Annotated in this window: 22 protein-coding genes; all 22 read left to right on the top strand. The window is 40.3% G+C overall.

From position 1 onward, the window contains the following. The 22 genes from ftsY to hslU all read left to right on the top strand — a co-directional run bounded on the left by ftsY (position 1) and on the right by hslU (position 24203). Positions 1-1212 carry a signal recognition particle-docking protein FtsY gene (gene ftsY / locus MHH70_RS06640; RefSeq protein WP_066169950.1) on the top strand — a complete coding sequence of 404 codons (1212 nt, stop codon included), beginning with the start codon at positions 1-3 and terminating at the stop codon, positions 1210-1212. A 284-nt stretch (positions 1213-1496) separates the two neighbouring features. Beyond that, a complete protein-coding gene (locus MHH70_RS06635) occupies positions 1497-1829 on the top strand; it encodes a putative DNA-binding protein (RefSeq protein WP_342472868.1) in 333 nt (110 codons plus the stop codon). A gap of 13 nt (positions 1830-1842) precedes the next feature. Further along, positions 1843-3201 carry a signal recognition particle protein gene (gene ffh, locus MHH70_RS06630; protein ID WP_066169956.1) on the top strand — a complete coding sequence of 453 codons (1359 nt, stop codon included), beginning with the start codon at positions 1843-1845 and terminating at the stop codon, positions 3199-3201. Positions 3202-3294: 93 nt separating this feature from the next. Next, positions 3295-3567, top strand: coding sequence for a 30S ribosomal protein S16 (rpsP, locus tag MHH70_RS06625; protein WP_066169959.1), 273 nt, complete (start codon positions 3295-3297; stop codon positions 3565-3567). Between the two features lie 16 nt (positions 3568-3583). Further along, positions 3584-3820 (top strand): KH domain-containing protein, encoded by a 237-nt coding sequence (locus tag MHH70_RS06620; RefSeq protein WP_066169962.1) that lies wholly within the window; start codon positions 3584-3586, stop codon positions 3818-3820. Positions 3821-3934: 114 nt separating this feature from the next. Continuing rightward, positions 3935-4450: a ribosome maturation factor RimM gene (rimM, locus tag MHH70_RS06615; protein ID WP_342472866.1), complete on the top strand. Its 516-nt coding sequence runs from the start codon at positions 3935-3937 to the stop codon at positions 4448-4450. Next, positions 4450-5178, top strand: coding sequence for a tRNA (guanosine(37)-N1)-methyltransferase TrmD (trmD, locus tag MHH70_RS06610; RefSeq protein WP_107943073.1), 729 nt, complete (start codon positions 4450-4452; stop codon positions 5176-5178). The genes rimM and trmD overlap by 1 nt, the downstream gene beginning before the upstream one ends. 175 nt (positions 5179-5353) lie before the next feature. Beyond that, the gene (gene rplS / locus MHH70_RS06605; RefSeq protein WP_066169967.1) at positions 5354-5698 is read left to right on the top strand and encodes a 50S ribosomal protein L19; all 345 of its coding nucleotides are present in this window, start codon (positions 5354-5356) and stop codon (positions 5696-5698) included. 124 nt (positions 5699-5822) lie between these two features. After that, positions 5823-6386 carry a signal peptidase I gene (gene lepB, locus MHH70_RS06600; RefSeq protein WP_107942278.1) on the top strand — a complete coding sequence of 188 codons (564 nt, stop codon included), beginning with the start codon at positions 5823-5825 and terminating at the stop codon, positions 6384-6386. A gap of 363 nt (positions 6387-6749) precedes the next feature. Further along, complete coding sequence (gene ylqF, locus MHH70_RS06595) at positions 6750-7628, top strand: ribosome biogenesis GTPase YlqF (RefSeq protein ID WP_342472865.1); 879 nt, start codon at positions 6750-6752, stop codon at positions 7626-7628. A 123-nt stretch (positions 7629-7751) separates the two neighbouring features. Next, positions 7752-10802, top strand: a complete 3051-nt coding sequence (locus tag MHH70_RS06590) for an S-layer homology domain-containing protein (protein WP_342472864.1) — start codon at positions 7752-7754, stop codon at positions 10800-10802. Positions 10803-10948: 146 nt separating this feature from the next. Beyond that, positions 10949-11704, top strand: coding sequence for a ribonuclease HII (locus MHH70_RS06585; protein WP_342472863.1), 756 nt, complete (start codon positions 10949-10951; stop codon positions 11702-11704). 4 nt (positions 11705-11708) lie between these two features. Continuing rightward, positions 11709-13595, top strand: coding sequence for a hypothetical protein (locus MHH70_RS06580; RefSeq protein ID WP_342472862.1), 1887 nt, complete (start codon positions 11709-11711; stop codon positions 13593-13595). Then, the gene (locus tag MHH70_RS06575) at positions 13592-13885 is read left to right on the top strand and encodes an EscU/YscU/HrcU family type III secretion system export apparatus switch protein (protein ID WP_066169980.1); all 294 of its coding nucleotides are present in this window, start codon (positions 13592-13594) and stop codon (positions 13883-13885) included. The genes MHH70_RS06580 and MHH70_RS06575 overlap by 4 nt, the downstream gene beginning before the upstream one ends. Positions 13886-14055: 170 nt before the next feature. Next, the gene (gene sucC, locus MHH70_RS06570; protein ID WP_066169983.1) at positions 14056-15216 is read left to right on the top strand and encodes an ADP-forming succinate--CoA ligase subunit beta; all 1161 of its coding nucleotides are present in this window, start codon (positions 14056-14058) and stop codon (positions 15214-15216) included. An 18-nt stretch (positions 15217-15234) separates the two neighbouring features. Further along, positions 15235-16137 (top strand): succinate--CoA ligase subunit alpha, encoded by a 903-nt coding sequence (gene sucD / locus MHH70_RS06565; RefSeq protein ID WP_066169986.1) that lies wholly within the window; start codon positions 15235-15237, stop codon positions 16135-16137. 477 nt (positions 16138-16614) lie between these two features. After that, complete coding sequence (gene dprA, locus MHH70_RS06560; protein WP_342472861.1) at positions 16615-17508, top strand: DNA-processing protein DprA; 894 nt, start codon at positions 16615-16617, stop codon at positions 17506-17508. A gap of 273 nt (positions 17509-17781) precedes the next feature. Continuing rightward, complete coding sequence (gene topA, locus MHH70_RS06555; RefSeq protein WP_342472859.1) at positions 17782-19866, top strand: type I DNA topoisomerase; 2085 nt, start codon at positions 17782-17784, stop codon at positions 19864-19866. Positions 19867-19882: 16 nt separating this feature from the next. Then, the gene (gene trmFO / locus MHH70_RS06550) at positions 19883-21196 is read left to right on the top strand and encodes an FADH(2)-oxidizing methylenetetrahydrofolate--tRNA-(uracil(54)-C(5))-methyltransferase TrmFO (RefSeq protein WP_066169993.1); all 1314 of its coding nucleotides are present in this window, start codon (positions 19883-19885) and stop codon (positions 21194-21196) included. A 164-nt stretch (positions 21197-21360) separates the two neighbouring features. After that, a complete protein-coding gene (gene xerC / locus MHH70_RS06545) occupies positions 21361-22263 on the top strand; it encodes a tyrosine recombinase XerC (RefSeq protein WP_066169995.1) in 903 nt (300 codons plus the stop codon). Between the two features lie 12 nt (positions 22264-22275). Next, positions 22276-22818, top strand: coding sequence for an ATP-dependent protease subunit HslV (gene hslV, locus MHH70_RS06540; protein WP_066169998.1), 543 nt, complete (start codon positions 22276-22278; stop codon positions 22816-22818). Next, a complete protein-coding gene (hslU, locus tag MHH70_RS06535; protein WP_107942284.1) occupies positions 22815-24203 on the top strand; it encodes an ATP-dependent protease ATPase subunit HslU in 1389 nt (462 codons plus the stop codon). The genes hslV and hslU overlap by 4 nt, the downstream gene beginning before the upstream one ends.

Below are 24203 nucleotides of genomic sequence, written 5' to 3'. Positions count from 1 at the left end.
ATGAGTTTTTTTAAACGATTAAAGGAAAAATTAATAGGCGGCGCTGAGGAAGAACAGCTAAAGGAACGACAGCAGCTAGAAGAGCAAAGCGAAGAGCAGGCTGTTGCCGAGGTTATAGAAAATGAACAACCATCTGAAGTAATGGAAACGGTAGAACAAACAGCTGTGGAGCCTGAAATAATCGTGGAACAGCCACTGGCGATTGTGGAGGACGCAGAAGAACAGCCTGTCGAAGAGGAAAAACCATCAGCATGGTCAATTACACAAAAATTTAAAGCAGGCCTTGAAAAAACACGTAATTCCTTTACTTCAAAAGTAAATGATTTGGTAGCACGCTACCGTAAAGTAGACGAGGACTTCTTCGAGGAATTAGAGGATGTGCTGTTACAGGCAGATGTTGGCTTTGAAACAGTGATGGAATTGATGGATAAGCTACGCTTTGAAGTACAGCGTAAAAACATTAAAGATACAGCGGGCATTCAAGCGGTAATTTCTGAGAAGCTTGTAGAAATTTATGAAGCGGGTGAAGAGAATTTAACGACGATTCAGATGCAGCCAAAAGGTGAGCTAACAGTTATTTTATTTGTCGGTGTAAACGGTGTCGGAAAAACGACGACAATTGGTAAGCTTGCACACCGATTAAAATCAGAAGGAAAAACGGTGATGCTTGCAGCGGGCGATACGTTCCGTGCCGGGGCGATTGACCAGTTACAAGTATGGGGCGACCGCGTAGGCTGTGAAGTGATTAAACAAGCGGAGGGCTCAGACCCAGCAGCCGTGATGTATGATGCGATTCGCGCAGCCAAAAACCGCCATGCGGACGTTTTAATTTGCGATACAGCGGGGCGTTTGCAAAATAAAGTAAACTTAATGAATGAGCTAGAAAAAGTACACCGTGTTATTTCACGTGAAATTCCAAATGCACCACATGAAGTATTGCTAGCATTAGATGCAACAACAGGTCAAAACGCGCTTGTACAGGCACAAATGTTTAAGGATGTTACAAATGTAACAGGTATCGTCTTAACAAAGCTAGATGGTACAGCAAAGGGCGGTATTGTCTTAGCGATTCGCAACAAGCTACATATCCCTGTGAAATATGTAGGCTTGGGTGAAAAAATGGATGACCTCCAACCTTTCGATGCAGAGCGCTATGTATATGGGCTATTTGCAGAAGGCTTGGAGAAAGAACTAGAGCAAATCGAAGAGTAAGCAGAGTCGGACGCTAACGGATGGTGTTTTGGTAAAATATTTGCTCATTAATAGATAGAGAGAACACTCTTTGAAAATGAGAGAAACATGGAATAAACTGCTGAAAACGTAGAAGAAAACCGAAAAAACGTGGAATAAATCTCCGAAAACATGGAATAAAATCGGAATGCACGAGTGCCAGCTAATAAACCCGCTTGAAGTATGCGATATAAAGGGATTTTCCTTGACGGACATTGAGAAACATCATATGATACAAGAGAGAAATTATGAATGGAGAGAGTAAAATGCTACTGGAAAAAACAACACGCATGAATTTTCTCTTCGACTTTTATCAAGCATTATTGACAGATAAACAGCGCAGTTATATGGAACTGTATTATTTAGACGATCACTCCTTAGGCGAAATTGCAGAGTCGTATGAAGTGTCTCGTCAAGCAGTTTATGATAATATACGTCGCACTGAAGCGATGCTTGAAGAATATGAGGATAAACTACAGTTGTTGGAGAAGTTTCAAGAGCGTCAAAAAGTACTTGAACAACTGACAAAGGCGCTACAGCAGGAGACGACGCTTGAAGAACAATTAACACTGATTGAACAACTGAAAGAAGTGGATTAGGGGGCAACGGCGAATGGCGTTTGAAGGATTAGCAGAACGGCTCCAAGGAACGATTCAAAAGATTACAGGTAAAGGGAAAGTAACGGAGCAAGACGTAAAAGAAATGATGCGCGAAGTCCGAATGGCATTAATTGAAGCGGACGTAAACTTGAAGGTTGTAAAAGAATTCGTAAAAAAAGTAAGTGAGCGTGCTGTCGGTTCGGAAGTAATGAAAAGCTTAACACCAGGCCAGCAAGTTATTAAAATCGTACAGGATGAATTAACAGAGCTGATGGGGGGCGAGCAAAGCCCAATCAAATTTAATTCAAGACCACCGACTGTCATTATGATGGTTGGCTTGCAAGGTGCTGGTAAAACGACGACAACTGGTAAGCTTGCAAATGTTTTGCGTAAAAAGTATAATCGTAAGCCGCTTTTAGTAGCAGCTGACGTTTATCGTCCGGCAGCCGTGCAACAGCTTCAAACATTAGGGAAACAGCTAGCATTACCTGTCTTTTCATTAGGGACGGATGTTTCACCTGTGGAAATTGCGCGACAAGCATTGGCTCATGCGAAAGAAGAACATTTAGATGTTGTTATTATCGATACAGCAGGACGTTTGCATATCGATGAGGAGCTAATGCAGGAGTTAAAGGATATTCGTGCATTAAAAGAGCCAGACGAAGTCTTTTTAGTTGTAGATGCGATGACAGGGCAGGATGCTGTGAATGTTGCAGAGAGCTTTAATGAAGCTGTAGGTATTACCGGCGTTGTGTTAACAAAGCTTGATGGTGACACACGTGGTGGTGCAGCGTTATCGATTCGTGCTGTGACAGAGAAGCCGATTAAATTTGTCGGTATGGGTGAAAAGATGGACGCGCTTGAATCATTCCATCCAGAGCGTATGGCAAGCCGTATTTTAGGGATGGGTGATGTGCTATCATTAATTGAAAAAGCACAGGCAAATGTCGATATGGAAAAAGCGAAGGAGCTAGAAGAAAAGTTTTTAACGCAAAGCTTTACATTCGACGATTTCATCGAACAAATACAGGCACTGAAAAAAATGGGTCCACTTGATGAATTATTAAAAATGATTCCTGGCATGAATAAAGTAAAAGGAATGGACAATGTACAAGTCGATGAAAAGCAAATGGGGCGCATTGAAGCAATCATTTACTCGATGACACCGGCTGAAAAAACAAATCCTGAAATTATTAATTCAAGTCGCAAAAAGCGTATTGCACAAGGGTCAGGTACGTCAATTCAAGAAGTGAATCGCTTATTGAAACAATTTGAGGATATGAAAAAAATGATGAAGCAAATGACAGGGATGGCATCTGGAAAAGGAAAGAAAAAGATGAAATTACCTGGTTTAGACTCATTGTTCAAATAAAATTTTTAGGTGTTAAGAAAAAACACTTTACAAACAACACAAACATTGATAATATACTATCTTGTGTGAAACTTATTCGGAGGTGCTATTAAAATGGCAGTTAAAATTCGCTTAAAACGTATGGGAGCTAAAAAATCTCCTTTCTATCGTATCGTAGTTGCAGATGCTCGTTCACCACGTGACGGTCGTCAAATTGAAACAGTAGGTACTTACAACCCACTTACAGTTCCAGCTACTGTAGCTATCGATGAAGAGAAAGCTCTTAAATGGTTAGCTGATGGTGCAAAACCATCTGACACTGTTCGTAACTTGTTCTCAGAGCAAGGCATTATGGAAAAATTCCATAACCAAAAATTCAGTAAATAATCTGAGGTGACATGATATGCAGCAACTGATTGAAACAATCGTTAAACCGTTAGTCGATTACCCAGAAGAAGTCCGTATTGAGACGGATGAAAATACCAATCGAATTGTTTATAAGCTTTTTGTTCATCCAGAGGATCGAGGAAAAGTCATAGGCAAACAAGGACGTGTCGCAAAGGCGATTCGAACAATTGTTTATTCAGCGGCGGGCAGTCACCGTAAGAAAAAGACTTACGTCGATATATTGGATGATTAAGGCTGACCAAGCATTTGGCTAGCCTACATAAAAAAGGAGGAGGGAGCGCACTAGTTCCCTCCTCTTTTTTGTTATATAATGAGCGAAGATAGACTATATAAGAGGTGTACAAACATGGAATGGTTTAATGTAGGACGCATCGTTAATACACATGGTATCCGCGGGGAAGTTCGTGTTATTTCCACGACGGATTTTGAGGATACGCGCTTTGCTGTTGGCAGCAAACTAGCGGTGTTTAAAAAGGATGAGAAGCGTCCGATTTGGGTGACAGTGGAAAGTGTTCGCCGCCATAAAAACTTTATTTTATTAACATTTGAGGGCATGAACAATATTAATTTAGTTGAGCCATTTAAAGAAGGCTTATTAAAAGTGACGATGGACCAGCTTGAAGATGATGAGCTTGAAGAAAATGAATATTACTACTTTGAAATTAAAGATTGCGAAGTATTTTCTGAAGATGGCGAGCGTGTCGGCGTTATTACAGATATTTTAGAAACAGGCGCAAACGACGTATGGGAAGTGAAGGGCCCTAAAAAAATGCATTACATTCCCTATATTGAGGATGTTGTAAAAGAAATTGATATTGATAATAAAAAAATTATTATCCATGTGATGGAAGGTTTATTATGATGAAGATTCATGTGCTGAGCCTGTTTCCAGGAATGTTTGAGGGCGTGTTTAATACATCTATTTTGAAAAAAGCGCAGGAAAAAGATGCTGTTACACTTGCTGTCTCCGATATCCGTGATTTTAGCGATAATCGTCATAAGCAGGTGGACGACTATCCATATGGTGGTGGCGCAGGTATGGTGCTGAAGCCTGAGCCAATGTTCCAAGCGGTTGAGGAAATTACAGCCGGGCGCAAGCCGCGTGTTATTTTAATGTGTCCACAAGGTGAACGCTTCACACAAAAGAAGGCAGAGGAGCTAGCACAGGAAGAGGAACTTGTCTTTTTATGTGGTCATTACGAAGGCTATGATGAGCGTATACGCGAATTTTTAGTAACGGATGAAATATCTATCGGCGACTTTGTTTTAACAGGTGGCGAACTTCCTGCCATGACTGTCATTGATGCAGTAGTCCGATTATTACCAGGTGTTTTAGGAAAGGCGGATTCTCATATATTAGATTCATTTTCAACAGGCTTGCTAGAGCACCCACATTATACGCGTCCAGCCGATTTTAGAGGCATGACAGTACCGGAAGTATTAACATCTGGAAATCACGGGAAAATTGAAGAGTGGCGTGAAGAACAGTCTTTAAAGCGAACATTGTTACGCCGTCCCGATTTACTAGAAACATTAGAATTAACAGACAAGCAGCGAAAAATACTAGAAAAATTAAAAAGTGAATTGTAAAACGAATCTTCACACATTGAATCTATTTATTCATATGCAGTAAAGTAAAAATGCTTGCAAGTAGAAATAATTTATGATAATATTCAATCTGTGCTTTTAAGTAAGCACTGAATTACGGTGTTCCGCTGTGGCCAAAAATGAGCGTGCATGAGCATCTGTCCAAGGAGAGAAAACAATGACAAACATTATTGCAGAAATCACAAAAGAACAACTTCGTTCAGATTTACCTTCATTCCGTCCTGGTGACACAGTTAAGGTACACGTAAAAGTTGTCGAGGGTACACGTGAGCGTATCCAATTATTTGAAGGCGTAGTAATTAAACGTCGTGGTGGCGGAATTAGCGAAACTTTCACTGTTCGTAAAATTTCTTACGGTGTAGGTGTTGAGCGTACTTTCCCAGTACACACACCAAAAATTGCTAAATTAGAAGTTGCTCGTCGTGGTAAAGTACGTCGTGCGAAACTTTACTACTTACGTGAATTACGTGGTAAAGCAGCTCGTATTAAAGAACGTCGCTAATATTTATTTAAAGAAGGGGGCTTGTTACGACAAGCTCTCTTTCTTTTCGTCAAGCGGTAGATTTTTTTGCTTGTCATTACAATTTCGTATACAATGAATATGGAAGAACGAGGGGGATATTCGCTTGGAACAAACAAAAAAAGAAAAAAATGAGCTCTTTGAATGGGCAAAAGCGCTGCTCATCGCATTTGCTGTTGCAGCTATTATTCGCTATTTTTTATTCACACCAATCGTTGTAGATGGAGATTCGATGATGCCAACCCTTGAAAATGGCGATCGAATGATTGTGAATAAAATAGGCTATAAAATCGGTAGCCCTGATCGTTTTGATATCGTTGTATTTCATGCACCAGAGCAAAAGGACTATATAAAACGTGTGATTGGACTGCCGGGCGATCATGTTGAATACAAGGATGATCAGCTATATATAAATGGTGAACCGATCGACGAGCCATATTTAGATCAATATAAAGCCGAAATTGTGGAAGGTAATTTGACAGGGAATTTTAAGTTGCAAGATATTGACCCAAATTTAGATGTCATTCCAGATGGTCATGTATTCGTGATGGGTGATAACCGTCGTTTTAGTAAAGATAGTCGTCATATTGGCATTGTCAATCAAAAGGAAATTATCGGTAATACAAGCATTATTTTTTGGCCTGTAAGCGATATAAAGATAGTGAAATAATAGGGCATAGGGCGTCCAAAAAGCAGTGTCTCGCACGCTTTTTGGACGTTTCAGTTGTGTTTGATTAAAATAATCATCACATAGAAAAGTAGGTAATTTGTTTTAAAAGGTTGTAAACGCTGAATGTAACAGTTTGTTGGATTTATCCTGCATTAAAGAGCAGTAAGACATCTACCTCAAGACTTAAGTGAAAACCGGCTTAAGGATAAGAGGGAGCTCAACTGCCCGTAAAAGCCCGATTGATTCAACTAACATTTAGTGGGGATGAGGAAAACCCCCACTGATTGAAGTTTCACTTTATAAGCTGTATAAAAGATGAGTTACATTTGTTGGATAGCCCCTTTTAAGGTAGGAGGATTTATTGTGACAATTCAATGGTTTCCAGGGCATATGGCGAAGGCTCGCCGCGAGGTGTCTGAAAATTTAAAGCTTGTCGATATCGTGTTTGAGCTAGTCGATGCAAGGCTCCCGCTATCGTCGCGCAATCCGATGATTGACCAAGTCATTCATCAAAAGCCACGCCTATTAATTTTAAATAAGCAGGATATGGCAGATGAAACTGAAACGCGCAAATGGCTGCAATACTTTGAAGAGCATGGCTATAAGGCAGTGGCGATTAATTCGCTTGAAGGGAAAGGGCTACAATCTGTAACAAAGGCTGCCCAAGCTATTTTAGCGGATAAATGGGCGCGCATGAAGGCGAAGGGTATGAAGCCACGTGCTATTCGTGCGATGATTGTCGGCATTCCAAACGTAGGGAAATCAACGCTCATCAATCGCTTAGCTAAGAAGAATATTGCCAAAACGGGTAATACACCGGGTGTTACAAAGGCACAGCAATGGATTAAAGTAGCGAAAGAGCTAGAGCTGCTTGATACCCCCGGCATTTTATGGCCGAAATTTGAAGATCAAGAAATTGGTTATAAGCTAGCATTAACAGGAGCCATTAAAGATACGATTACCAATATGGAAGACTTAGCAGTATACGGCCTGCGCTTTTTAGCATTACACTATCCTACACGTATGGAGGAACGCTATGGGCTATCCTTTGTACATGAGGACTTAGTCGAAACATTCGACCACATCGGAAAACTGCGTCGTGTATTCGGACAAGGTGGCGAAATTGATTACGACCAAGTAGCTGAGCTAATTGTGCGCGACATTCGCAGCCAGCATTTAGGAAAGTTAACATTTGATTTTGTGGACGAGCAATTAGAGAAAGATGCATTTATAGAACAATAAAATAGACGGCTATCGAGGTGACTTTTTTCGATAGCCGTCTATTTTTATTTTTTAACCTAATTTTAACCTTGGTTGTATATATTGGATTTATATAAAAATGAAATATAGAGAGGATAGTCAAGAATGCGAAAAAAATTCTTTTTTATAGTTGGCATTTTAGTAATAGGCACGCTGCTAGGAATAACCACCCCAGCAAATGCAACTGGTTCAACTTACTTTACTGACACAGATAATTGGGGAGGGGGAAATGCTGATAGTGTGGCAGATGGTGATTTAGATATTGAATTAAAAAATGCTAATTCAAATGTTGATTCAAAATATCCAATTGAAGTTAAAATTGAAAATGTTACAAATTTACCGCAAAAAAACGCTCACCTACTTATTCGCGCCTATGATGTAGATGAATATAGGCCGCAAATAACTAGTACTGGTGAGTGGAATCGAGTTTATTTTTCAAGTAATCCATCTGATATAGTACTTGGTCCAAATTATACACCATTTCCATGGATTTCCCTCACAGACATTTACAAAAGGGAAATACCTAGTCAATCGTATCTTGGCACACTTGTTGGTGAAAATAATAAATGGAGTACCACAGTTCTGCCCTTTCAGGCGAATGAATGGAGCCGAATTGCGCAGGGGGATAATTATGCTGGGCTAACAATCCATCATTATTATAAAGCCACAGGCAATGTTAATACGGGTTGGGCGCTCACTGTAGACTGGATACAATTAATCATTGACGGTGGGGAGCAGGAATTTGCAGAAATTACAAATGCCACTGTGAAGGTTGAGAATGGAAAAATATTATTGGATACTTCCTTTCTATCAAAAATTTCAGGGGATTTTAGTATGGAGGTATTTATTACAGAAGAAGTGCTAGAAGATGATATATTTATTACAAGAACTGTCGGTCAAACTAAGAAGCTTTTTAATAATATAAATACAATGCAACAAATTTGGAAAAATATTGAGATAATTAATTCACAGATTAGACCAACTGATAATTACCAAATTAGCTTTATATTATCTGAAGATAGAGGCGGAGGGCTGCTTAGTGAAAGCTATACAAACCCTGGGAAAGTTCAACATCTTATCTCGTTTTCTACTAACAATTTAGCTACACCAGTTATTGATTTACATCCTGTAGGGGCAACAGTTACAGTAGATGATGCAAATCCGACAATAAATGTAGGAGCGACTGTTAGCGATGGTGGGCCATTGAACTATCAATGGTATAGTAACTCAATAAATAATAACACAACTGGTACAATTATAGATGGCGCAACAAGTCCAACTTATATTGTACCAACAGGAGTGGAGGGTACTACCTATTATTACGCTGTTGTAGCAAATCGAAACGGCGGTAAAACAGCAGTGAGTAATCCGGCTAAGATGGAAGTTATAGCCAAAATAAACGTAGCCCCACCAATGATTACTAAGCAACCAAGTGGAGCAATAATTCTAGAGGGAAGTGCCCCTCCATTGCTTCATGTAGATGCAACGACAAATGGTAGCGGAACATTGAGTTATCAATGGTATAGCGCTACAACAAATGACCCGAACGATGGTGTGCTAATAGATGGAGCAACAAATCCCCGCTATGAAGCACCGACAAGTATAGAGGGAACAACCTATTACTACTGCATTGTGACGAATACAGATAACAATGCGACTGGTCAAAAGACAGCAACGGAGATTAGTGATGTAGTAAAGGTGCAAGTAAATGCCTTAACTCATGCAGAAAAACTAAGCGTTATGCTGCAACCAGCAAATCAAACTGTAAATATAGGAGAGCCTGCTATATTAAGTGTAATAGCAAGTGGAGGTGCATCACTCAGCTACCAATGGTATAGTAGCGCAACAAATGTTGCAAATAAGGGGATGCCAATAAACGGAGCAATAAATGCAAGTTATTTAGCACCAACAAATACAGAGGGAATTACCTATTACTACAGCGTTGTAACGAACACGGACAGCAGTGCAACAGGCAATCAAATAACAACAACGACTAGTGATGTAGCAAAGGTGCAAGTAAATGCTTTAACAAATGCGACAACACCTAGCATTATTACGCAGCCAGCAAATCAAATAGTGAATAGAGGAGAGGCTGCTATATTGAGTGTAGTGGCAAGTGGAGGCGTCTCCTTGAGTTATCAATGGTATAGCAGTACAACAAATGACACGAACAATAGCACATTAATAAACGGTGCTACAAATGCAACATATTTAGCACCAACAAATGTGGAAGAAGAAGTCTATTATTACTGTATTGTGACAAATACAGATAATAATGCAACAGGTACTAAAACAGCAGCAATAATTAGCAATATAGTAAAAATACAGGTGAAATCAAAGGATGTACCGCCAATCCGAGGCAGCTATTCACCTCCATCAACGGTAAAAATCATTTTGCACACGAATGATGGAACAATACTTGAACCAATTGAAATTACTTATAATACAAAGATAAGCGATTTACCTGTACCAACAAGGGAGGGCTATCGTTTTGATGGCTGGTATCAAGATAAAGCATTAACAAAACGATGGGAAGAGGAGACGCTTGTTCGAGAAAATATCGAGCTTTATGCGAAGTGGATAAAATTGCCGCAAGAGGAATCTGAAACAGCGCAAGAGTCGCCACTACCTAGCATGGTATTTAGCGATATGGAAAGCCATTGGGCAAATGAAATTGTGCATGAGTTAGTAGCACTTGGCATTATTCAAGGCTATGAAGACGGTACTTTCCGTCCGAATGAGGCAATTAGTCGTATGCATGTAACGGCATTACTAACAAGGGCATTTGCATTTGAAAAAGTGCGAACAGCCATTCATTTTTCAGATGTGTCACCAACCCATCCCTACTATAAAGAAATTACTGTCTTACAACAGGCAGGCATTATAGATGGGAAAAATGGTGAATTTTTGCCAGCAGAAAAAATGACACGCGCACAGCTAGCGAAGGTGCTCGCTGGTGTGCTAGGTTTAACTCCAGAGGGTACAAGCTCATTTGCGGATGTGGACAGCCAGCATTGGAGTGCAGGCTATATTGCAGTGTTAGAACGTGAAGGCATCGCATTTGGCGATAATGGGAATTTCCGACCAGGCGAGCCTGTAACACGTGCCCAATTTGCCGCATTTTTATATCGGATAACCCAGTTTCAAGAAGAGTAGTTTTGAAAAAGAGAAGGGCTTGTGAGGTGTAGCATTTCCTCACAAGCCCTTTATTTTAATTGAGCAAGTTCGCCGCAGTGTAATTGATTTTGTTTTATAATAAGAAAAATAAGCCGATATACGTAGTAGAGACGAGGTTATGAAATATGCAGACGATTAAGGAAATTACAGTTGCTTTGAAAGCAGCCACAAAGCAAGAGCCGTGGATGAAGGCAATCCAATATGATGAGCGGGCAGGTGTGCAAAAAGCATGGCAGCAATTTTTAAAGCGCATGGATAAGCAGCAGCTACTACAGCAAACACATGATGCAAAGATTGCCTTTGATGCGCAGTTTGGACAACTCGTTGCAGGTGTAGACGAGGCAGGACGTGGGCCACTTGCTGGTCCAGTTGTTACGGCAGCCGTTATTTTACCTGAAAATTGTCAGGCTTTACTCGGTTTAAATGACTCAAAGCAATTAACGAAAGAAGCGAGAGCACGTATGAGTATATTAGTGAAGGAACATGCGCTTAGCTACAGCATCCATTTTCAAAGTGCCCAAATGATTGATACACTCAATATTTATGAGGCAACGAAGCAATCGATGGCGAGCAGTGTATTAGCGTTAAAAATGAAGCCAAATTTTGTAATAGCGGATGCGATGACATTGCCAATTACTGTACCACAACAGTCTATTATTAAAGGGGATGCAAAAAGCTTAGCGATTGCAGCTGCTTCTATATTAGCTAAAACAGCGCGTGATGATTATATGGAGGAGCTGGCAAAGGAATTCCCACAATATGGATTCGGGCAGCATGCAGGCTATGGAACGAAGCAGCATCTAGAGGCGCTTGCCAAATATGGACCTACCATTCACCATCGTGTAAGCTTTGAGCCGATAAAATCTATGATGAAAGGGTGATTGTATGACATCTACATCATTTAATCCAATTGCGCAACAAGCGCAAATAACAGCAACGAATCAGCCGCTCACATTAAAGCAAGGACAAATATTTCACGGTACAATTAAACAACTTTATCCTGACCAAATGGCAGAAATACAGGTGGGTAATAATAAATTAATAGCGAAATTAGAAGTGCCATTGAAAGTTGGTGACGCGCACTTCTTTCAGGTGACAAATACGAGTGGGACACAAACGGAGCTAAAAGTCGTATCGAATCCGATGTCCTCCACTTTAACACCAACACAACAAATGGCACAGTTGTTAGAAACAATGAATTTACCAAAAACAGCGGATATGCAGCAAGTGCTAAGCTATTTTATGAAGCAGCAAATTCCGATTTCAAAGGAACAGCTTATACAGGCCGAGCAATGGATGAAAAGCTTGCCAGAAGGTGTGTCGAAGCAGGATGCTCTTTTGGCGATGCAACGCATGGTTGAATTGAAAATGCCCTTTACAAATCAAGTTTTTCAGGCATTAGTGCAAGGAGCAAAAACAGACGGTATGTCGACAGCATTACAAAATTTATTACAGCAATTGTCGACTTCAACAGCAGGCAATGAACAATTAAAAACATCTGTTATACAGCAGTTGCAGGCAATTGCTAAGCCCTTTGATGTCGAACTAGGCGGTACAATGCTAGCGCGTGCAGTGCAATTACTAAGCGATACAACAGCAAATATTAGTGAGCGATTGCAGTTTTTACAGCTACTCAAGCAAGCGAGCGTTGTACCGCAAAATGCGACTCTTGCTAATTGGCAAGGACAACAGGCACAAGGGCAAGCCCCCTTAAATAGCGCAGGGCAGTTATTAACGCAAATTGTACAAGTAAAACCTGAGCAAAGTGCTGCAATTGCGGAGCAGGTACGCGCTTTTATCGCAGGGGACAGCCTACTAATGACAGCGCAAAAAGAGCATTTACAGCAGCTTGTTACGCGCTTTTCACAGCTACCACAAAGCCAGCAAGCACTAACAACCTTTGCTCAGCAACTGCAAACAGAGCTACTCAAAGCTTATGCGAATAATACGACAGCGCAGCTTTTTACGAATAATGAGCAAGGCTTATCAACGAAGGAGCAAATACTTTCGATGATAAAGCCCGAGCTCACAGCGCATAGTCAAGAGTTGTTGCTGCGCAATATTGTACAGGAGGCAAAAAATATGTCGCAGCCTGTGATTCAGTCACAGCTAACACAAGCTGATGCCCAGCTTCAATCAGCTATTGATAGCAAGGCGATGGAACAGGCGATGAAAACAGTTTTAAAGGGACTAGGTATAAGCTATGAGGCAGCACTGCAAAATAAGGCAACGGATATGCAGGCTATTGCAGGACAGTTAAAGCCGCAGCTATTAGCGCTTATTCAGGATATGACAACGCCACCCGCATTGCGCGATGCAGCAGAAATGGTGATGACACGCATGAACGGTATGCAGTTATTATCGGGTGAAAATGGACATCAGCATCAGCTTGTTATGCAAGTGCCCCTAGAGTTTTTTGGAAAGCGAATGGATGCAACATTGCAGTGGAACGGTCGTATGAAAGAGGATGGTAAAATTGATGCTAATTACGCACGTGTTCTCTTTTATTTGCATATGGAATCATTGCAAGAAACGGTAATCGATATGCAGGTACAAAATCGCATCGTCACGGTGACGCTTTTTAATGATAACTTGGGGTTAACGCCATTAGCAGAACCACTAAAAAAATCCTTGAAAGAAGGCTTGGCTAGCAAGGACTATCAATTGTCTGGTGTATTTATAAAGCAGTTTGAAAGCGCGCTACAAGAGCAAGCTGGACAAACTATAAAAGAGCAAGTTGAGGAGCGTAGTGGGGTGGATATTCGCGTATGAGTGAAAGGAAATATGTTAGAAAAGAAGCAATTGCTCTAACTTATAACCCATCTGAAAGTGCTGGTCCGAAGGTTGTTGCAAAAGGGAAAGGGAAAATTGCAGAAAATATTTTAGAGCAAGCCTCGTTGCATAATGTGCCAATTCATGAGGACCCGAATCTTGTCGAATTATTAGGGCAGCTTGATTTAAACGAAACGATACCAGAGCAATTATATCAGGCTGTGGCAGAAGTATTCGCCTTTATTTATCATCTGGACCGTGAGCATAATGAGTTAAAACGACGCAGTTAGTAGCATTTTTGCTGTCTTATAACAAATACAAATAATATTTCGAGAATAATACAGTATAATTGATTGAAAATTCCGCATTAAAGACAATTATAGACATTGTCAGAATGTTTGTATAGAATAGATGATGGTAATTAAAATAATATCCAAATTGTCTGATAGGAGGATGGATTATGAATATCCATGAGTATCAAGGGAAGGAAATCTTGAGAAAGTATGGCGTTGCTGTGCCGAAAGGGAAAGTAGCGTTTTCTCCAGATGAAGCTGTGAAAGTAGCAAAAGAGCTAGGCGCTAACGTAACAGTTGTTAAAGCACAAATTCACGCAGGTGGTCGCGGTAAGGCTGGCGGTGTAAAAATCGCAAAAAATCTTGAAGAAGTGCGTACTTACTCGAAAGAACTACTTGGTAAAATATTAGTAACACACCAAACAGGTCCAGAAGGTAAAGAAGTAAAACGACTTTACATTGAAGAAGGATCAGATATTCGCAAGGAATATTACTTAGGCTTAGTGCTTGACCGTGCTACTTCTCGCGTAACTTTAATGGGTTCTGAAGAAGGCGGTATGGATATTGAAGAAGTGGCAGAAAATACACCTGAAAAAATCTTCAAAGAAATTATTGATCCAGTTGTAGGCTTACAAGGATTCCAAGCACGTCGTATGGCATTCAACATGAATATTCCAACGAAATTAGTGAATAAAGCGGTTAAATTAATGCTAGGTTTATATCAAGCATTTGTAGAAAAAGATGCATCAATCGTTGAAATCAACCCGTTAGTTGTAACAGGTGATGATGAAGTTGTAGCACTTGATGCGAAATTCAACTTCGATGCAAACGCATTATATCGACATAAAGATATCGTTGAATTACGCGATTTTGATGAGGAAGATCCAAAAGAAATCGAAGCCTCTAAATATGACTTAAGCTATATTTCATTAGATGGTAACATCGGCTGTATGGTGAACGGTGCTGGTTTAGCGATGGCGACAATGGATACGATTAGCTATTACGGCGGTCAACCAGCAAACTTCCTAGATGTAGGGGGCGGCGCTACAGCAGAAAAAGTAACAGAAGCGTTTAAAATTATCCTATCTGACGAGAATGTAAAAGGAATTTTCGTTAACATTTTCGGTGGTATTATGAAGTGTGACGTTATCGCAGAGGGTGTTATTGAAGCGACGAAACAAGTAGGGTTAACAATTCCATTAGTAGTGCGTTTAGAAGGTACAAACGTAGAGCTTGGTAAAAAATTATTAAATGAATCTGGTTTAAATATTGTCGCTGCAGACTCTATGGCTGATGGCGCACAAAAAATCGTAGGACTTGTAGGCTAAGGAAGGTAGGGAGAATTAATGAGTGTTTATATTAATAAAGACACGAAAGTAATCGTACAAGGGATTACGGGTGAAACTGCACTTTTCCATACGAAGCAAATGCTTGAATACGGTACAAAAATCGTAGCTGGTGTAACACCGGGTAAAGGCGGCTTAGAAGTAGAAGGAGTTCCAGTTTTCAACACTGTTGAAGAAGCGGTTAAAGCTACTGGAGCGAACGTATCTGTTATATACGTACCAGCACCATTTGCGGCAGATGCTATTATGGAAGCAGTTGACGCTGACTTAGATATGGCAATTTGTATTACAGAGCACATCCCTGTTCTTGATATGGTAAATGTAAAGCGCTATATGGAAGGCAAAAAGACACGCCTAATAGGGCCAAACTGCCCAGGTGTTATTACATCTGATGAATGTAAAATCGGAATTATGCCTGGCTACATTCATACAAAAGGACATGTTGGCGTTGTATCACGCTCAGGTACATTAACATATGAAGCTGTACACCAATTGTCACAAGCAGGTATCGGTCAAACAACAGCTGTTGGTATCGGTGGCGACCCTGTAAATGGGACAAACTTTATCGACGTATTATCAGCGTTCAATGATGACCCAGAGACATATGCAGTTGTAATGATTGGGGAAATCGGTGGTACGGCTGAGGAAGAAGCGGCTGAGTGGGTAAAAGCAAACATGACAAAGCCAGTTGTAGGCTTTATCGGTGGTCAAACAGCACCTCCAGGTAAACGTATGGGACATGCTGGTGCGATTATCTCAGGTGGTAAAGGTACAGCTGCAGAAAAAATTAAAGCAATGAATGCAGCGGGTATTGAAGTAGCAGATACACCATCTGTTATCGGTGAAACATTAATTCGTGTAATTAAAGAAAAAGGTCTATACGAGAAGTGTAAAACACACTAATTGAATAGGGGCGTCCGAAAAAACAGTGCTTAGCACGCTTTTCGGACGCTTTGTTTGTGTTTTATTAAAAATCGAACCATTCAGCAATGTTTTTTATACCGAAAGCGTAGCGACAGGTACAGATGTGCAAGTACAATTTAAAATCCCGACGCAATTACGCCAAGGTGTAATTGATAAAAGGAATGTAGTTTGTAAAGGTGATAAGTACTCAATTTTATGGCTTTTCTTGTAGATTTAAGCTACACTTTTCTTAATATAGCTGTATCCCCATACGCTATATTTTAGGGGCTGTTTGCAAAATCTAACTCATTCTTTAATGCAGTGAAAAATTGGTTATAAATTCAAAAATCTGTTAGATTCAGTATTTATCTTTTATAACAGGTTGCCTACTGTGATTAATTTTGATAAAACTCAGACGAAACGTCCCTAAACATTGCTATGCGGTCATAGTACTTCACTGCTTGAAGGAGCGATGACATGCTAAATCAAAAAGAAATACAGCAATTATTAGCGTTGCATTATGTTTATCCCCTGCCATTAAATAAACTTCAGCGCCTATTATGTGCAATACAGACATTGCACGAATTGCAATTCATTTCGGCAAAAGAGCTTGCACAAATACTTCAAATCCAACTACAAACAGCTCAAATATTAAAAGTAAATTATAATAAAGCTGCAAATACACCCTTTAAAGTGTATTATGAGCAGCATAATATGCATGCAATACCTTTTACGAGTGAGAATTATCCGAAAAGTCTGTTGCAGCTTAGCGATGCTCCTACAGTCATCTATGTACAAGGGCATATTGATTTATTGCAGCGTCAAAAAATTGCTTGTATTGGATCACGCAATTCGACAAATTATTCGTCAATTGCTCTACAATCGATATTGCCACCTTTAATTGCTGAGCAATATGTAATAGTGAGTGGACTTGCAAAAGGAGCAGATACATTAGCACATCAGATGACAATTGAATTAGGCGGTAGTACAATCGCTGTCGTAGGACATGGTTTTGCCCATCTATATCCAAAGGAAAATAAAAATCTTGCGGCTAAAATAGTGAGCGAGCATCTATTATTGACAGAATACCCACCGTATATGGGACCAAAGAAATGGCATTTCCCGATGCGTAATCGAATAATTAGTGGCTTGAGCTGTGCTTTAGTAGTAACTGAGGCAGCGATGAAAAGTGGCACTCTTATTACAACAGACCATGCGTTGGAGCATGGCAAAGATGTTTTCGTTGTACCAGGACCCATTCATTCAGAGCAATCAAAAGGAACGAATAATTTATTAAAAGAAGGTGCAATTCCAGTATGGAATGGACAGCAAATTGTTGAAGAGTTACAAATGTTTCAAATGAAATATTGAAAAAAAGTTGCAATCTCTCTCAATCTGTTATACATTTTGCAACAGGTATGCTTTGTAGTTCACAAAATTTTGTGCAATCAATTAAGCTTCGGTTACATGGAGTTTCAGGCTGCTCGATTGGGCTAGAAAAGTCTGCTCCTTCAAATAGATGCAGTAAACGAGAGCTTTATTTCAGCAAAGCTATAATAAACTTGACGCCAATAAAAAGGTAATGGAGACGCCATGGCGTATTAAATATAAAATGAGTAACCTCTCTAAGGGGGAAAGAAATGAATGGCAGATTATTTAGTAATAGTGGAATCGCCTGCAAAGGCAAAAACAATTGAACGATACTTAGGAAAAAAATATAAAGTAAAAGCTTCTATAGGACATGTACGCGATTTACCGCGTAGTCAAACAGGAATTGATACGGATAATAACTACACACCTAAGTACATTACCATTCGTGGTAAAGGACCTGTTTTACAAGAATTAAAAACGGCAGCAAAAAAAGTGAAGAAAATTTATCTCGCATCTGACCCCGACCGCGAAGGAGAAGCGATTGCTTGGCATTTAGCAACAGCTTTAAATATCGATATCGAATCGGATTGCCGCGTCGTTTTCAATGAAATTACAAAGGATGCTATTTTGGAATCCTTTAAAAACCCGCGCCCTATTGATATGGACTTAGTGGATGCACAACAGGCACGACGTATTTTAGACCGTCTTGTTGGCTATAATATTAGCCCCATTTTGTGGAAGAAAGTAAAGAAAGGCTTATCTGCTGGGCGTGTACAGTCTGTTGCATTACGTTTAATTATCGACAGAGAACATGAAATCACTCATTTTGTTCCAGAAGAATATTGGACAATCGAGGGTATGTTCGAAAAAAGTAAAAAGCAATTTGATGCGCTTTATTATGGGACTGGAGCGGAGAAAATTAAGCTTACAAACGAAGAGCAAGTGAAGGAAATATTGAAAAATATAAAGGGTGAGTACTTCACAGTCACAGATGTGATTAAAAAGGAGCGCAGACGCAATGCCGCACCTGCTTTTACAACCTCTTCATTACAACAAGAAGCAGCGCGTAAGCTGAATTTCCGTGCAAAGAAAACGATGATGCTAGCACAGCAACTATATGAGGGTATTGACATTGGTAAAAAAGAGGGTACAGTCGGTCTAATTACGTATATGCGTACAGATTCGACGCGTATTTCAGAAACTGCAAAGACGGAGGCAGTGCAATATATCGACACGAAATACGGTAAAGAATATATTGCAACGGGATCGAAACAGGCGAAAAAGCAATCGAATGCACAGGATGCGCATGAGGCGATACGTCCGACGAGTACGATGCGCACGCCAGATGATTTAAAAGCTGTCTTAAGCCGTGACCAGCTACGTTTATATCGCTTGATTTGGGAGCGTTTTATCGCTAGTCAAATGGCCCCTGCTATTTTAGATACCGTTTCCGTTGATTTATTAAACGGTGATGTGAAATTCCGAGCGAATGGCTCGCACGTGAAATTCCCAGGCTTTATGAAGCTTTATATAGAAGGTACAGATGACCAAACAGAAGAAACAACAAAGCTTCTGCCAGAGATGGAAGTGGGCGATGAAGTAAAGGCTTTAGAAATTGAACCGAAACAGCATTTTACACAGCCACCACCTCGCTACTCTGAGGCTCGCTTAGTTAAAACTTTAGAGGAATTAGGCATAGGACGACCTTCCACATATGCGCCTACGTTAGATACAATCCAAAAGCGTGGCTATGTACAGCTTGACGCGAAGCGTTTTGTACCTACTGAGCTTGGAGAAATCGTTCACCAGCTTGTACTTGAATTTTTCCCGGAAATTATCAACATTGAATTTACGGCAAAAATGGAGCAGGATCTTGACGGTGTAGAGGAAGGGATTACGAACTGGGTACAGGTAATTGATGCGTTCTATAAAGATTTCGAAAAAAGTGTAAAGCATGCTGATGAAGCAATGGAAAAAATCGAAATTAAGGATGAGCCAGCAGGAGAAGATTGCGATAAATGTGGAGCCCCGATGGTATACAAGCTTGGACGCTATGGCAAATTTATGGCTTGCTCAAACTTCCCAGATTGCCGTAATACAAAGGCAATTATGAAGCCAATTGGTGTGAAATGCCCTACATGCCAGGAAGGCGAGATTGTCGAGCGTAAAAGCAAAACGAAGCGATTATTTTACGGTTGCAATCGTTATCCTGAATGTGAATTCGTTTCGTGGGATAAGCCAATTAATCGACCATGTCCAAAATGCAGCTCCTTATTAGTTGAAAAGAAACTGAAAAAAGGTGTACAAATTCAGTGTACGAATACAGATTGTGATTATGAGGAAACACCATCACAATAGAAAGTTGGTAAGTAATATGTCAGAAAAAATTGTAAACGTTATTGGTGCGGGCTTAGCTGGTAGTGAAGCAGCATGGCAAATAGCAAAGCGCGGTGTGAAAGTACGCCTTTACGAAATGCGTCCAGTGAAGCAAACACCTGCTCACCATACCGATAAATTTGCAGAGCTTGTATGCTCCAACTCTTTACGTGCGAATACTTTAACAAATGCGGTAGGCGTTATTAAAGAGGAAATGCGTATACTTGATTCAGTTATTATGAAAGCGGCGGATGGCTGCTCTGTACCAGCTGGCGGTGCACTTGCAGTAGACCGTCATGAGTTTGCTGGCTATGTAACAGATGCTGTTAAAAATCATCCTCTAGTAGAAGTGATTCAAGAGGAAGTAACAGAGATCCCTGAAGGTATTACAATTATTGCGACAGGGCCATTGACATCACCAGCATTAGCGGAAAAGATTCAAGCTTTAACAGGCGAGGATTATTTATATTTTTATGATGCGGCAGCACCAATTATCGAAAAAGATTCAATTGATATGGATAAAGTATATTTGAAATCGCGTTATGATAAAGGCGAGGCGGCATACTTAAATTGCCCGATGACAAAGGAAGAATTTGAGCGTTTCCGTCAAGCGTTGATTGAAGCGGAAGTTGTACCGTTAAAGGAATTTGAAAAAGAAATCTATTTCGAAGGCTGTATGCCTATCGAGGTAATGGCAGCGCGCGGTGAGAAGACGATGCTCTTTGGTCCGATGAAACCAGTCGGTCTAGAAGATCCGAAAACAGGTAAGCGCCCATATGCTGTTGTTCAATTACGCCAAGATGATGCAGCAGGTACTTTATACAATATTGTTGGCTTCCAAACACATTTGAAATGGGGTCCGCAAAAGGAAGTGCTACAGCTCATTCCTGGCTTGGAAAATGTTGAAATTGTACGTTATGGTGTGATGCACCGCAACACATTTATCAACTCTCCAAAAGTGTTGACGAAAACATATCAATTAAAGGCGCAGCCAAATATTTTCTTTGCAGGTCAAATGACTGGAGTAGAAGGCTATGTTGAATCAGCAGGTAGCGGTTTAATTGCAGGTATTAATGCGGCACGTTTAGCAAAGGGGGAGGAGCTATTATACTTCCCTGAGGAAACAGCGCTTGGTTCAATGGCACGCTATATTACGGAAGCTGATTCAAAAAACTTCCAGCCGATGAATGTTAATTTTGGCTTGTTCCCAGATTTAGGTGAACGCATTAAAGCAAAGGCGGAGCGTGCAGAGCGTCATGCCAATCGCGCATTGGAAACAATTCGTAATTTTGTGAACTCGAAAACAATCTAATTGTGAAAAAGCCCTTTGAATTGTATAATTTGAAGGGCTTTATCTATGCAATTGACAAAATGTATTGATTTTTTAAAATTCATGCACATTTTACTTGCTAATTTTTTAGTTAAGGTATAGTGTCAGTATGTAATTAATTTGCTCCGCTCGAAGGAGGCTACGTTATGTCAAGTTCTCAGCAAAATGAATTACTACACCAATTCATTCGCTATGTGCAAATTGAAAAAAATTTCTCTGTCCACACAGTGCGGGAGTATGAAGCGGATATTCAGCATTTTTTAACATTTTTACAGACAGAAGGCATCGACAATTTACAAGATGTAGAATATATTCATGCAAGATTATACGTGACAAAGCTCTACGAAGAAAAAAAAGCGAGGGCTTCTATTTCAAGAAAAATATCTTCGATTCGTTCCTTTTTTCGCTATTTACATCGAGAATTTAATTTGGATGATTCATCTTTTCGCTCATTGTACCACCCGAAAAAAGAGGAACGACTTCCAAACTTTTTTTATGAGGAAGAGCTAACACAATTATTTGAAGCAAATCAAGGCCAAGATTTTCAATCGCTCCGCAATATCGCCTTATTGGAACTGCTTTATGCAACAGGTATTCGGGTAAGTGAATGCACAGCATTGGAGATAGGACATATCGATTTTCATTATTCAATTATTCGCGTCATGGGAAAAGGACGTAAGGAGCGTATCGTACCATTTGGTGAATATGCTCATAGAGCACTACAAACTTACATTGAAGAAGCACGACCGCATATAATGAAAAATATGAATCATTCTTCTGTTTTTGTGAATATGAGAGGTGGCGAACTTACTCCTCGGGGTGTACGTCACATATTAAATGAAATGGTGAATAAAGCAAGCCTGCATACGAAGCTCTATCCACATATGCTTAGGCATTCATTTGCCACACATTTACTAAACAATGGTGCAGATATGCGTACTGTGCAGGAATTATTAGGGCATGCGCACCTTTCTTCGACACAAGTGTATACGCATGTAACGAAGGAGCATTTACGCAGCACCTATATGAATACACATCCTAGAGCTTAAGGAGGAATCAATATGGGGCAAATACATGCCACAACGATTTTTGCCATTCACCATAATGGTGGCTGTGCAATGGCTGGAGATGGTCAAGTAACACTAGGAAATGCTGTTGTGATGAAACATACAGCAAGAAAGGTCAGACGTCTGTTTAATGGCAAGGTGCTAGCAGGCTTCGCTGGTTCAGTGGCTGATGCTTTTACTTTGTTTGAGATGTTTGAAGGTAAGCTTAATGAGTATAACGGCAATTTACAGCGTGCAGCTGTCGAAGTAGCGAAGCAGTGGCGTGGTGATAAAATGTTGCGTCAATTAGAGGCGATGCTTCTCGTCATGGACCAGTCAACCTTACTTCTAGTATCTGGCACAGGTGAGGTCATCGAGCCTGACGATGGCATTTTAGCAATTGGTTCAGGCGGCAACTATGCATTATCAGCAGGGCGTGCCTTGAAAAAGCATGCAGGTGAGCATTTAACGGCACAGCAAATAGCGGAAGCAGCTTTAACGACAGCAGCTGATATTTGTGTATTTACAAACCATAATATTATCGTGGAGGCGCTATAATGACGACTAATTTAACGCCAAGACAAATTACTGAGCACTTGAATCGATACATCGTTGGACAAAATGAGGCAAAGCGTGCAGTAGCTATTGCGCTTCGTAATCGCTATCGTCGCTCTTTGTTGAATGATGAAATGAAAAATGAAATTATCCCAAAGAACATTTTAATGATTGGTCCAACAGGTGTTGGGAAAACTGAAATCGCAAGGCGCATTGCCAAATTAACGAAAGCGCCGTTTATTAAAGTAGAGGCGACGAAATTTACAGAAGTAGGCTATGTAGGTCGCGATGTAGAATCAATGGTTCGCGATTTAGTTGAAGCTTCTTTGCGTCTTGTCAAAGAAGAAATGCTTGCTACAGTTCAAGATGAGGCAGAAAAGCTAGCAAATCAAGCAATTGTTAAATTGCTTGCACCTTCAAAAAAGAAAGCGAAAGCGCAGCAAAACCCATGGGAAATGCTTTTTGGACAAAAGCCAGAGCAGGCGGAAGATGAAAATTCGACGGAAGAAGCGGAAGTTCGCTCACGCCGTAGTCAAATTGCAGCAGATTTAGCAGAGGGGAAGCTTGAAAATCAATGGGTAACAATCGAAGTAACTGAGCAGGCAGCACCGTTACTTGATATGCCTGGTATGGAAATGCAGATGAGTGGCATGCAAGATATGTTGACCAATTTAATGCCTAAGAAAACGAAGAAGCGAAAGGTGCAGGTAAAAGACGCACGTCGCATTTTAGCGTTAGAGGAGGCAAACAAATTAATTGATACGGATGAGTTAACTGCCGAAGCAATTCATCGTGCTGAGCAGACAGGTATTATCTTTATTGATGAAATTGATAAAATTGCGAGTAAGGATAGCGGTTCCTCAGCGAATGTTTCACGTGAGGGAGTGCAACGTGATATTTTACCAATCGTTGAAGGCTCTACAGTAACAACAAAATATGGTCCTGTAAAAACGGATTATATTTTATTTGTAGCGGCTGGTGCATTCCATATGTCCAAACCGAGCGATTTAATACCTGAGCTACAAGGGCGCTTCCCAATTCGTGTAGAACTTGAGAAGCTGACAAAGGCTGACTTTGTACGTATTTTACAGGAGCCAGACCAATCGCTTATTTTACAATATAAAGCCCTTTTAGAAACGGAAGCTGTCACGATTGACTTTTCGGAGGATGCAATCGATCGCATAGCCGAAATTGCAACGGAAGTAAATCAAGAAACGGATAATATTGGTGCTAGACGTTTGCATACAATTTTAGAGCGCCTATTAGAAGAGCTCTCCTTCGAAGCATCAGAAATTGCACCAGCGCATATTGAGATAACACCAGCCTATGTCGATCAGAAATTAGGCAATATCGTAAAAAATAAAGACTTGTCACAATTTATTTTATAG

Origin of the sequence: Metasolibacillus sp. FSL H7-0170 (genome assembly GCF_038593115.1) — a bacterium.
In the GTDB taxonomy this organism is placed as follows: Bacteria; Bacillota; Bacilli; order Bacillales_A; family Planococcaceae; genus Metasolibacillus; species Metasolibacillus fluoroglycofenilyticus.
The sequence above is the reverse complement of the archived record's forward strand: the minus strand, read 5'-3'. Positions and strand labels throughout refer to the sequence as shown.

Coding starts and splice junctions, on each gene's coding strand:
- ftsY (WP_066169950.1), top strand. CDS start 1: ATGAGTTTTTTTAAACGATTAAAGGAAAAATTAATAGGCGGCGCTGAG.
- MHH70_RS06635 (WP_342472868.1), top strand. CDS start 1,497: ATGCTACTGGAAAAAACAACACGCATGAATTTTCTCTTCGACTTTTAT.
- ffh (WP_066169956.1), top strand. CDS start 1,843: ATGGCGTTTGAAGGATTAGCAGAACGGCTCCAAGGAACGATTCAAAAG.
- rpsP (WP_066169959.1), top strand. CDS start 3,295: ATGGCAGTTAAAATTCGCTTAAAACGTATGGGAGCTAAAAAATCTCCT.
- MHH70_RS06620 (WP_066169962.1), top strand. CDS start 3,584: ATGCAGCAACTGATTGAAACAATCGTTAAACCGTTAGTCGATTACCCA.
- rimM (WP_342472866.1), top strand. CDS start 3,935: ATGGAATGGTTTAATGTAGGACGCATCGTTAATACACATGGTATCCGC.
- trmD (WP_107943073.1), top strand. CDS start 4,450: ATGAAGATTCATGTGCTGAGCCTGTTTCCAGGAATGTTTGAGGGCGTG.
- rplS (WP_066169967.1), top strand. CDS start 5,354: ATGACAAACATTATTGCAGAAATCACAAAAGAACAACTTCGTTCAGAT.
- MHH70_RS06590 (WP_342472864.1), top strand. CDS start 7,752: ATGCGAAAAAAATTCTTTTTTATAGTTGGCATTTTAGTAATAGGCACG.
- MHH70_RS06585 (WP_342472863.1), top strand. CDS start 10,949: ATGCAGACGATTAAGGAAATTACAGTTGCTTTGAAAGCAGCCACAAAG.
- MHH70_RS06580 (WP_342472862.1), top strand. CDS start 11,709: ATGACATCTACATCATTTAATCCAATTGCGCAACAAGCGCAAATAACA.
- MHH70_RS06575 (WP_066169980.1), top strand. CDS start 13,592: ATGAGTGAAAGGAAATATGTTAGAAAAGAAGCAATTGCTCTAACTTAT.
- sucC (WP_066169983.1), top strand. CDS start 14,056: ATGAATATCCATGAGTATCAAGGGAAGGAAATCTTGAGAAAGTATGGC.
- sucD (WP_066169986.1), top strand. CDS start 15,235: ATGAGTGTTTATATTAATAAAGACACGAAAGTAATCGTACAAGGGATT.
- dprA (WP_342472861.1), top strand. CDS start 16,615: ATGCTAAATCAAAAAGAAATACAGCAATTATTAGCGTTGCATTATGTT.
- topA (WP_342472859.1), top strand. CDS start 17,782: ATGGCAGATTATTTAGTAATAGTGGAATCGCCTGCAAAGGCAAAAACA.
- trmFO (WP_066169993.1), top strand. CDS start 19,883: ATGTCAGAAAAAATTGTAAACGTTATTGGTGCGGGCTTAGCTGGTAGT.
- xerC (WP_066169995.1), top strand. CDS start 21,361: ATGTCAAGTTCTCAGCAAAATGAATTACTACACCAATTCATTCGCTAT.
- hslV (WP_066169998.1), top strand. CDS start 22,276: ATGGGGCAAATACATGCCACAACGATTTTTGCCATTCACCATAATGGT.